Here is a 9,476-nt window from a genome sequence, read left to right on the forward strand (position 1 = left end):
AAGGAGCCGGCCGGCGCCGGCGCGAACGGCGCGGCGGGTGCATCCGCGACGCGCGGCGGCACGAAGAAGCGCGACACGCGCGGCGCGGCCGCCGAGGTTCGCAAGCTCTTCGTGCTCGATACGAACGTGCTGATGCACGATCCGACGTGTCTGTTCCGCTTCGAGGAACACGACGTCTATCTGCCGATGATGACGCTCGAGGAACTCGACAACCACAAGAAGGGGATGTCGGAAGTCGCGCGCAACGCCCGTCAGGTGAGCCGCACGCTCGACGCGCTGGTCGCGAACGCCGGCCCGATGACCGAGGGCATTCCGCTCGCGCGCCTCGGCAGCCGCGAGGCGCTCGGACACCTGTACTTCCAGACGAGGCTCACCGATATCGAGCCGGTCGAAGGCTTGCCGCAAGGCAAGGCGGACAACCAGATTCTCGGCGTCGTGCGCGCGCTGCAGCGCGACCGCGACGACCGCCAGGTCGTGCTGGTGTCGAAAGACATCAACATGCGGATCAAGGCGCACGCGCTCGGCCTGCCCGCGGAAGACTACTTCAACGACCAGGTTCTCGAAGACAAGGACCTGCTCTACAGCGGCATTCGCGCGCTGCCGCAGGATTTCTGGACCCGTCACGCGAAGGGCATGGAAAGCTGGCAGGACACGAAAACCGGCACCACGTACTACCGCGTGACCGGGCCGCTGTGCGGGTCGATGCTGGTCAACGAGTTCGTCCATCTGGAGCCGCAGAACGGCGAGCCGGCATTCCACGCGATCGTGCGCGAGATCAACGGCAAGACCGCGCTGTTGCAGACGCTGCGCGACTACGGTCACCACAAGAACAACGTGTGGGGGATCACCGCGCGCAACCGCGAGCAGAACTTCGCGCTGAACCTGCTGATGAACCCGGAGATCGACTTCGTCACGCTGCTCGGCCAGGCCGGCACCGGCAAGACGCTCGTCGCGCTCGCGGCGGGCCTCGCGCAGGTGCTCGACGAAAAGCGCTACAACGAGATCATCGTCACGCGCGCGACAGTGCCGGTCGGCGAGGACATCGGTTTTCTGCCGGGCACCGAAGAGGAAAAGATGCAGCCGTGGATGGGCGCCTTCGACGATAACCTCGAGGTGCTGCAGAAGACCGACGATGCGGCCGGCGAATGGGGCCGCGCGGCGACGCAGGAACTGATCCGCTCGCGGCTGAAGATCAAGAGCATGAACTTCATGCGCGGCCGCACCTTCGTCGACAAGTATCTGATTATCGACGAGGCGCAGAACCTGACGCCCAAGCAGATGAAGACGCTCGTCACGCGCGCGGGCCCGGGCACGAAGATCATTTGCCTCGGCAATATCGCGCAGATCGATACGCCGTATCTGACCGAAGGCAGTTCAGGGCTGACCTACGTGGTCGACCGCTTCAAGGGCTGGACGCATAGCGGACATGTGACGCTCGCGCGCGGCGAACGCTCGCGGCTCGCGGACTACGCGTCGGAGATTCTGTAAGCGTCGCGCGGTTTGTTGTTCGGGTTGTGCAAAGCCGCTTCCGGTTCGCGCCGGAAGCGGCTTTTTATTTGGCTGGGTCTTCCGGGCTCGTCGAGCCGGCCCTAAGCCGGTGCGCCCGGCAAGCTCAAAAGCAACAGTTAGCGCGTAAACTTCAAGTAATTCATCAGGTTTTCTTGCTGGAGCCTCGCCGGACGGGCTACTATCGGGCATCGTCTGCTTCGGGCGAGCTTGGTGCTCGCCTCGCCTTTCATGCGCCATGCCGGTTCTCCGTCGCTGGGTCTCACGCCTTTGGGTTTGGCGCCTCGAGGTTGGACGCCTTTGGGTTGGACGTCGGCTGCTGGCGGGTTGCGTGACCTGGTGCCCGTCCTGAGAGGGCTGGCCCTGTTGCTGCTCGCCGTGTTGCTCGCGGCCTGTTCCAGCGCGCCGCCCCGCACGGTCCGCGCCGGCGGCACAACATCGACGGCCGGCGCTTACCACCCGCCGCCGCCCGGCTTCCCGAATTTCGTCGATCACAGCGTCGGCCGCGAGGAAATCTCGATCCAGGCAATGGGCCTCGTCGGCGTGCCGTATCGCTGGGGCGGCAATACGCCCGACAGCGGCTTCGACTGCAGCGGACTCGTGCACTACGTCGTGCAGCGCGCGGCGTCGGTGAACCTGCCGCGCACCACCGCCGATATGAGCTCGCGCGGCACGTCGATCGAGCCGGACGAGATCGCGGCCGGCGACCTCGTCTTCTTCAACACGACCGGCCGGCCGCATTCGCATGTGGGCATTTATGTCGGCAAGCTGCGCTTCGTCAATGCGCCTTCGACCGGCGGCACCGTGCGGCTCGACTATCTGACCAATCCGTATTGGGCAAAACGCTTCGACGGGATCCGGCGTGTCGCGGCGCCGCTCGCACCGCCGAAGCCGACGCCGTTCGATGGGCCGACCTATGACGCGTCGGTGCCACCGTCTCGCGATGGCGAAGCGATGGCTGCGCCGGTTGCCGCGTCGGTGAGCACCTCGACGGTTGCCGCTTCAGGTGCGACCTCGGGCGCCAACTCGGTCGCCGCTTCAGGCGCCGCGCAACCATTCGCAAGCGAGCGTGCGCAGGCGCCGCTCACTGCAGCGCGCGATGGCCGCGTGACCGCCGCTTCGCGTGCGCCGGCAGGTGCGGCGGCCGGCGCCGGCGCGGGCGTAAACGCAGGCGGCAGCGAGGCGGCCACGCCCGTCGATGCGTTCGAACCGCCGCCGTCCGCGATGACCGCCGCGCAATCACAAGCGCGCGCCGCGGGCGCAGTATCGCCGGCGGCCGTCGTCGCGTCGCCCGAATCCGCGTCTGTCTACGGCGCCAGCAGCGGTAATGCGATGGGGACGCAAGCGCAGGCCGCGCAAGCGCCATCGTCCGCGTATGCGGACGCACCGGTTCGCACACCGCCGCAAACGCGCGCGATCGCCACCCGTTCGTCCGCACCGGCCACACCCGACCCGATCGACGCCGCCGCCGATGCTTACGAGCCGCCGCCATCGTCCGCCGCGCTTGCCGCGAGTCAGGCCCAGCAAGCGCAATCGGTACCGCCCGCGTCGGAGTGGCAACGCCCGCCGCAAACCGGCGGCGGCGTGCAGATCATGCGCGCATCGACCGCATCGCGCGGACTCCCCGCCCCGTCGCAGACCACTGACGATCCGATTGCCGGCTTCGCGAACAGCCGCTATTGACGATCGGCCGCGCGACGCCGCTTGCACGGCCTGCGCGTGCGGTCCCATCGCGTTGCCGCCGCCTGCGCCGTAGACAGGACGCGCCGGTCGTGCCGCTCCGCCGGCGCACCGCCGGCGCTCACCGGATCGCACATCGAAAGCCCGCTGTCAGCACAAGCACTCACCGACAGTGCTCGACCCACCGACGCCCGAGCGCAGCCGATGCGCGTCTGCTATCGTGTCCGATATTTCAAGCCCAGCAGGTGACCACCATGGATCTCGGACTCAAAGGCAAGATCGTTCTGATCACAGGCGGCAGCAAAGGAATCGGCCTCGCCTGCGCGCGCGCCTTCGCGCTCGAGGGCGCGCGCGTCGCGATCGTGTCGCGCGACCCGGCCAATCTGGCCCGCGCGCGCGAACAGTTGCAAAGCGACGGCCTGCAGGTTCATCTGGCGCGCGCCGATCTGCATGATCCGCACAGCGCCGCCGACGTGGTCGACGAAGCGACGCAGGCGCTCGGTCCGATCGATATCCTCGTCAACAGTGCGGGCGCCGCGCGCCGCTACGACCCGGAAACGCTCGACGCCGACGCGTTCAAGGCGGCCATCGACGCGAAGTATTTCCCGTATATCTATCCGCAGCAGGAAGTGCTGCGCCGCATGGTGGCGCGCGTGAAATCGGGCGAGACGTCGGCGCCCGGCACGATCGTGAACATCATCGGGATGGGCGGCAAGTACGCGTCGGACATTCATATCGCGGGCGGCGCGGCCAATGCGGCGCTGATGCTCGCCACCGTCGGTCTTGCGCACTATCACGCGCGCTACGGCATTCGCATCAACGCGATCAACCCGGGCCTCGCGCTGACCGAACGCGTCGAAGAAGGACTCGCGGTCGAGGCCCAGCAGCAAGGTATCGATATCGCCGAAGCGCGTGCGCGCAGCGAAGCGAAAGTGCCGCTCGGTCGTTACGCGAAGCCGGAGGAGATTGCCGATGTCGCGCTGTTTCTGGCGAGCCGCCGCGCAAGCTATGTGTCCGGCGCGATCGTGCCGATGGACGGCCTCTCCGCACCGATCATCTGATGCACGCAGGCGGCGCGGGCGCCGCGCCGTCGCAACGCACGTCGCGCGCTACAGGAAGCGATGCCCGAACCACCACCCTGCGCCCGCGAGCACCGCGGACGCAGGGATCGTCAGAATCCACGCCCACACGATATTGCCCGCGACACCCCAGCGCACCGCCGACAGTTTCTGCGTCGCGCCGACGCCGACAATCGCGCCGGTGATCGTATGCGTGGTCGACACCGGAATACCGAGCCACGACGCGAAAAAGAGCGTCAGCGCGCCGCCGGTTTCTGCGCAAAAACCGCCGACCGGTTTGAGCTTCGTGATCTTCTGCCCCATCGTGCGCACGATGCGCCAGCCGCCGAACAGCGTGCCGAGCCCCATCGACAGATAGCAGCCGCCGATCACCCACAGCGGCGGCGCATCGGCGCTCGCCGACGCGTAGCCGGTCGCGATCAGCAGCATCCAGATGATGCCGATGGTTTTCTGCGCATCGTTGCCGCCGTGTCCAAGGCTATAAAGACCGGCCGACAGCAGCTGCAGCCGCCGGAAGCGCCGGTCGACCCGGCTCGGCGGCGTGCGGAAATACAGCCACGACACGCTCAGCATGAAAAACGAACCGAGCACGAAACCGAGTAGCGGCGAGATAAAGATAAAGGCGATCGTCTTCAGCAGTCCGTCGAGGTTCAGCGCGCCCCACCCCGACTTCGCGAGCGCGGCGCCGACCAACCCGCCGATCAGCGCATGCGACGAGCTCGACGGAATGCCGTAGTACCAGGTAACGATGTTCCAGCCGATCGCGCCGACCAGCGCGCCGAACACCACGTAGTGGTCGACGATGGCGGGATCGATCGTGCCTTTGCCGACCGTCTGCGCGACCTTCAGGTGAAAGATGAAATACGCGATCACGTTGAACATCGCCGCGAACGCGACCGCCTGTTGCGGCTTGAGCACGCCGGTCGACACGACCGTGGCGATCGAATTCGCCGCGTCGTGAAAGCCGTTCATGAAGTCGAACACCAGCGCGACCATCACCAGCGTCGCGACGGTCCAGATGGCAAGTTGTATCGAATGCATCAGGCGTTTTCCAGCACGATGCCTTCGATGATGTTCGCGACATCCTCACATTTGTCGGTGACCGTTTCGAGCAGTTCGTAGATGGCCTTCAGCTTGATCAGCGTCTTCACGTCGTCTTCTTCGCGGAAGAGCTTCGACATCGCCGAGCGCAACACGCGGTCCGCTTCGGACTCGAGGCGATCGATATCTTCGCAGGCTTTCAGGATCGCGCGCGCCTGCTTCATGTCCGACAGCATGCCGACCGCCGCCTGCACGCGCTCGCAGGTCGATGTGCAGATATGCGCGAGCTGGCTCGCCTCCGACGTCACGGCCCGCACGTCGTAAAGCGAAATCGCGGTTGCGACGTCCTCCATCAGGTCGAGGATGTCGTCCATCGTGCTGATCAGCTTGTGGATTTCGTCGCGGTCGAGCGGCGTGATGAAGGTCTTGTGCAGCAGGTCGATGGTTTCGTGCGTCAGCTTGTCGGCGGCCTTTTCGGCGGCCTGCACGTTCTGCTTATGAATTTCCGCGTCGGCGAGGTTGTCGATCAGCAGCTCGAGCTCGCGGCTCGCAGCAACGATGTATGTCGCATGCGCGTTGAAGATGTCGAAGAATTTGCCCTCGGTGGGCATGAAGCGACCGAACATTGGATTCCTGCGGGAAGGCTATCGGACCGGCGATGAAGGGATGACAGCTTGCCTGTCATAAATCCGACATATTGTACCGTCCGCCATCCGTCGCGGCACTGACTTTGGATAGTCCGGCGTGGCGTCGATGCGACTGGCGCGCACCGGCTGCCACCCTGCGCCTGCGCCCTACTCGCTGCCGTAGAACGTCTGCGCGCCCGCGAAATTGTCGAACTTGGTGTATTGACCGAGGAACGTGAGCCTGACCGCGCCGATCGGCCCGTTACGCTGCTTGCCGACGATAACCTCGGCGGTACCCTTGTCCGGGCTGTCCGGGTTATAGACCTCGTCGCGATAGATAAACAGGATCACATCCGCGTCCTGTTCGATAGCGCCGGATTCGCGCAGGTCCGACATCACCGGCCGCTTGTTCGGGCGCTGCTCGAGGCCGCGGTTGAGCTGCGACAGCGCGATCACCGGCACGTCGAGCTCTTTCGCGAGGCTCTTGAGCGAACGCGAGATTTCGGAGATTTCCGTCGCGCGGTTTTCTCCTGACGACGACGAACTCATCAGCTGCAAATAGTCGACGATGATGAGCCCGAGCTTGCCGCATTGCCGCGCGAGACGCCGCGCGCGCGAACGCAACTCCATCGGATTCAGACCGCCGGTTTCGTCGATGAAGATCTGCGCCTCGCTCATTTTCTGCACGGCGTGCGTGAGCTTCGGCCAGTCTTCGTCGGTCAGACGCCCGGTGCGCATGCGGTGCTGATCGAGACGACCGACCGAGCCGAGCATACGCATCGTCAACTGCGTGCCTGGCATTTCCATCGAGAACACGGCCACCGGCAAACCGTACTCGACCGCGACGTATTCGCCGATATTCATCGACAGCGCGGTCTTACCCATCGACGGTCTGCCCGCCACGATAATCAGCTCGCCGCCGTGCATGCCGGAGGTCATCCGGTCGAGGTCGACAAAGCCGGTCGGCGTGCCGGTCACATCGCTCGGATTCGCGGTGTGATACAGCGTGTCGATACGCTCGACCACCTGGGTGAGCAGCGGACCGATTTCCAGAAAGCCCTGCGTGCCGCGCGCGCCGTCTTCAGCGATCGAAAACACTTTCGATTCCGCTTCGTCGAGCAACTGACGCACTTCCTTGCCCTGCGGATTGAAGGCGTCCGCGGAAATTTCATCGGCCACCGACACGAGCCGCCGCAGCACTGCGCGGTCGCGCACGATTTCCGCATAACGGCGGATATTCGCGGCGCTCGGCGTGTTCTGCGCGAGTGCGTTCAGATACGCAAGGCCGCCGACCTCCTCGGCCTTGCCCGAGGTCGTCATCGCCTCGAATACCGTCACCACGTCGGCCGGCCGCGTCGCCGCGATCAGCTTGCCGATGTGCTCGTAAATGAGCCGGTGGTCGTACCGGTAGAAGTCGCTTTGCGACAGGAAATCCGCGATGCGGTCCCATGCGGCGTTGTCGAGCAGCAACCCGCCGAGCACCGATTGCTCGGCCTCGATTGAATGCGGCGGGACTTTCAGCGATTCGATCTGGGGGTCTTTCGGCGGTGCGTTCATGGGGTGGGATTATCGGGCAAATGCGCGCGTGAGCAAAGCGCGCCGGCAGGCGCTGCGGCGACAAAAAAGGCAGGGGCCGGTTTCCCGGCCCCTGCCTTTGCGCCCGCGACTGCCCGGCGACTTTTTTTACGACACGACGCGACGCGTGATCGCGCGTCGATTCGCGTACTTAGACGTGCTCGCCCAGCACCGACACCGTGATGTCGACATGCACGTCCGTATGCAGCGAAACCTGCACCGGATGATCGCCGACCGTCTTCAGCGGGCCTTCCGGCATGCGCACTTGCGCCTTTTCGACTGCGAAGCCTTGCTTGGTCAGCGTGACGGCGATGTCCGCGTTCGTCACCGAGCCGAACAGACGGCCGTCGACGCCAGCCTTCTGGCTGATCTGCACCGACAGACCGGCCATCTTTTCGCCGAGCGCCTGCGCGGCGGCCAGCTTGTCGGCGGCGATCTTTTCGAGTTCCGCGCGGCGGACTTCGAATTCGGCGATTGCTTCCTTCGTCGCGCGGCGGGCGCGCTTGTTCGGAATCAGGAAGTTACGTGCGTAGCCGTCCTTCACCTTGACGATATCGCCGAGGTTGCCCAGGTTGACGACTTTTTCGAGAAGAATGATCTGCATTCAATTGCTCCTTGTGGCGCCGTCGGGTTAGGCCTTGTGCTGGTCGGTGTACGGCATCAGCGCGAGGAAACGCGCGCGCTTGATGGCCGTGTCCAGCTGGCGTTGATAGTGCGACTTCGTACCCGTGAGGCGCGCCGGCGTGATCTTGCCGTTTTCGCCGATGAAGTCTTTCAGCGTTTCGATGTCTTTGTAGTCGATCTGATCGACGCCAGCAGCCGTGAAGCGGCAGAACTTCTTGCGCTTGAAGAGCGGGTTTTGTTGCTGACGACGCTTGTCGAATTTCTTACCAGTCGGGCGGGGCATGTTCAGTCCTTTCCTATGTCCTGCAAATCTGTGATGTGAAACACCAGAGTTCTCGCGTTGCGGCTTTTCTTCGCCAGGAAGCCGGTGAAGAGCGTTTCGACGCCCATCGCACAGCGTTCCAGCCTGCCGCTCGCCTCGCCGGCCGCGACCGCCGGCATCGTCAGTTCAACCGTGCGGGCGATGCCCGCTTCGACGACTTCGGTACGGTGCTGCAACGTGCAACCTGCAATCGGAACGCCGGCGGGCGTATATCGCACCGGTTCGCGTTCGACGACGCTGGCTGTGAGTTGCAGCCGGTTCATTGATTCAGTGCCGGTTCAACGACAAAGCGCACTGTGACGATGCGCAATGACAAAAGCGGACGCTTGACTCTGATGGCTTAACTCGAAAATCTTAAGCCTGCGCTTCGGACGGTTGCGTAGCAGCCGCCTTCTTGGCTTCTTCGCGCTGCACTTCCTTCATCATCGGCGACGGGCCGGTTTCGGCCTTCTTCAGCTTGACGATCAGGTGGCGCAGCACGGCGTCGTTGAACTTGAATGCGTGCTCGAGCTCTTCGAGCGTGGCCTGGTCGCATTCGATGTTCATGCAGACGTAGTGAGCCTTCGCGAGTTTCTCGATCATGTAGGCCAGCTGGCGGCGGCCCCAGTCTTCGATGCGGTGGATCTGACCACCGTGCGACGTGATCGTGGTTTTGTACCGGTCGATCATCGCGGGCACCTGCTCGCTCTGATCGGGGTGCACGATAAAGACGATTTCGTAATGACGCATACACACTCCTTAAGTCGCTTTTGGATATAAAGCCACCCGGGCGTCGAACCGGTGTGGCAAGTGAGAAGCCCAAAAGTGTAACCGGGTTGGGGACCGAGTGCAACACAAATCGGTGTGTTCCCAGCCTCTTTTGGCCTTGTTTTCAAGCATTTATCGTCGTCCGGGCGGTGGGTAGGCGACTTTGTCGCCTTTTCTGCGGGCGCGAGCGCCGAATCGACCTCGCGTTTGCGCACCGGGCGGTCGTCCGCGCGCAGGCCGCGCTCGAAGCCCCGCCGTGCGGGCCACCCGCCGCGG

At 64.4% G+C, this 9,476-nt stretch carries 10 protein-coding genes; 3 read left to right on the forward strand and 7 right to left on the reverse strand.

The genetic code is table 11. From position 1 onward, the window contains the following. The 3 genes from HV675_RS31450 to HV675_RS31460 all read left to right on the forward strand — a co-directional run. A partial coding sequence (locus HV675_RS31450; protein WP_175115365.1) for a PhoH family protein occupies window positions 1-1,488 on the forward strand: 1,488 nt, incomplete at its 5' end. A 366-nt stretch (window positions 1,489-1,854) separates the two neighbouring features. Next, complete coding sequence (locus HV675_RS31455) at window positions 1,855-3,189, forward strand: C40 family peptidase (RefSeq protein ID WP_175115373.1); 1,335 nt, start codon at window positions 1,855-1,857, stop codon at window positions 3,187-3,189. 251 nt (window positions 3,190-3,440) lie between these two features. Then, window positions 3,441-4,247, forward strand: a complete 807-nt coding sequence (locus HV675_RS31460) for an SDR family NAD(P)-dependent oxidoreductase (RefSeq protein WP_175115366.1) — start codon at window positions 3,441-3,443, stop codon at window positions 4,245-4,247. Between the two features lie 48 nt (window positions 4,248-4,295). Here HV675_RS31460 and HV675_RS31465 read toward each other — a convergent pair whose 3' ends face one another. The 7 genes from HV675_RS31465 to rpsF all read right to left on the reverse strand — a co-directional run bounded on the left by HV675_RS31465 (window position 4,296) and on the right by rpsF (window position 9,182). After that, a complete protein-coding gene (locus HV675_RS31465) occupies window positions 4,296-5,306 on the reverse strand; it encodes an inorganic phosphate transporter (protein ID WP_175115367.1) in 1,011 nt (336 codons plus the stop codon). Continuing rightward, window positions 5,306-5,932 carry a DUF47 domain-containing protein gene (locus tag HV675_RS31470; RefSeq protein WP_175115368.1) on the reverse strand — a complete coding sequence of 209 codons (627 nt, stop codon included), beginning with the start codon at window positions 5,930-5,932 and terminating at the stop codon, window positions 5,306-5,308. Before HV675_RS31470 ends, HV675_RS31465 begins: the two co-directional genes overlap by 1 nt. A 168-nt stretch (window positions 5,933-6,100) precedes the next feature. After that, window positions 6,101-7,489, reverse strand: coding sequence for a replicative DNA helicase (locus HV675_RS31475; RefSeq protein ID WP_175115369.1), 1,389 nt, complete (start codon window positions 7,487-7,489; stop codon window positions 6,101-6,103). Between the two features lie 169 nt (window positions 7,490-7,658). Beyond that, on the reverse strand, window positions 7,659-8,111 hold the full coding sequence (rplI, locus tag HV675_RS31480) for a 50S ribosomal protein L9 (protein ID WP_175115370.1): 453 nt from the start codon (window positions 8,109-8,111) through the stop codon (window positions 7,659-7,661). Between the two features lie 27 nt (window positions 8,112-8,138). Then, entirely contained in the window at window positions 8,139-8,414 is a 276-nt protein-coding gene (rpsR, locus tag HV675_RS31485; RefSeq protein ID WP_134190988.1) for a 30S ribosomal protein S18, read from the reverse strand. 2 nt (window positions 8,415-8,416) lie between these two features. Then, window positions 8,417-8,716, reverse strand: coding sequence for a primosomal replication protein N (priB, locus tag HV675_RS31490; protein WP_175115371.1), 300 nt, complete (start codon window positions 8,714-8,716; stop codon window positions 8,417-8,419). 91 nt (window positions 8,717-8,807) lie between these two features. After that, window positions 8,808-9,182, reverse strand: a complete 375-nt coding sequence (rpsF, locus tag HV675_RS31495) for a 30S ribosomal protein S6 (protein WP_175115372.1) — start codon at window positions 9,180-9,182, stop codon at window positions 8,808-8,810. Window positions 9,183-9,476 lie beyond the last annotated feature (294 nt).

It is taken from the genome of Paraburkholderia solisilvae (assembly GCF_902859875.1).
Classification (GTDB): domain Bacteria; phylum Pseudomonadota; class Gammaproteobacteria; order Burkholderiales; family Burkholderiaceae; genus Paraburkholderia; species Paraburkholderia solisilvae.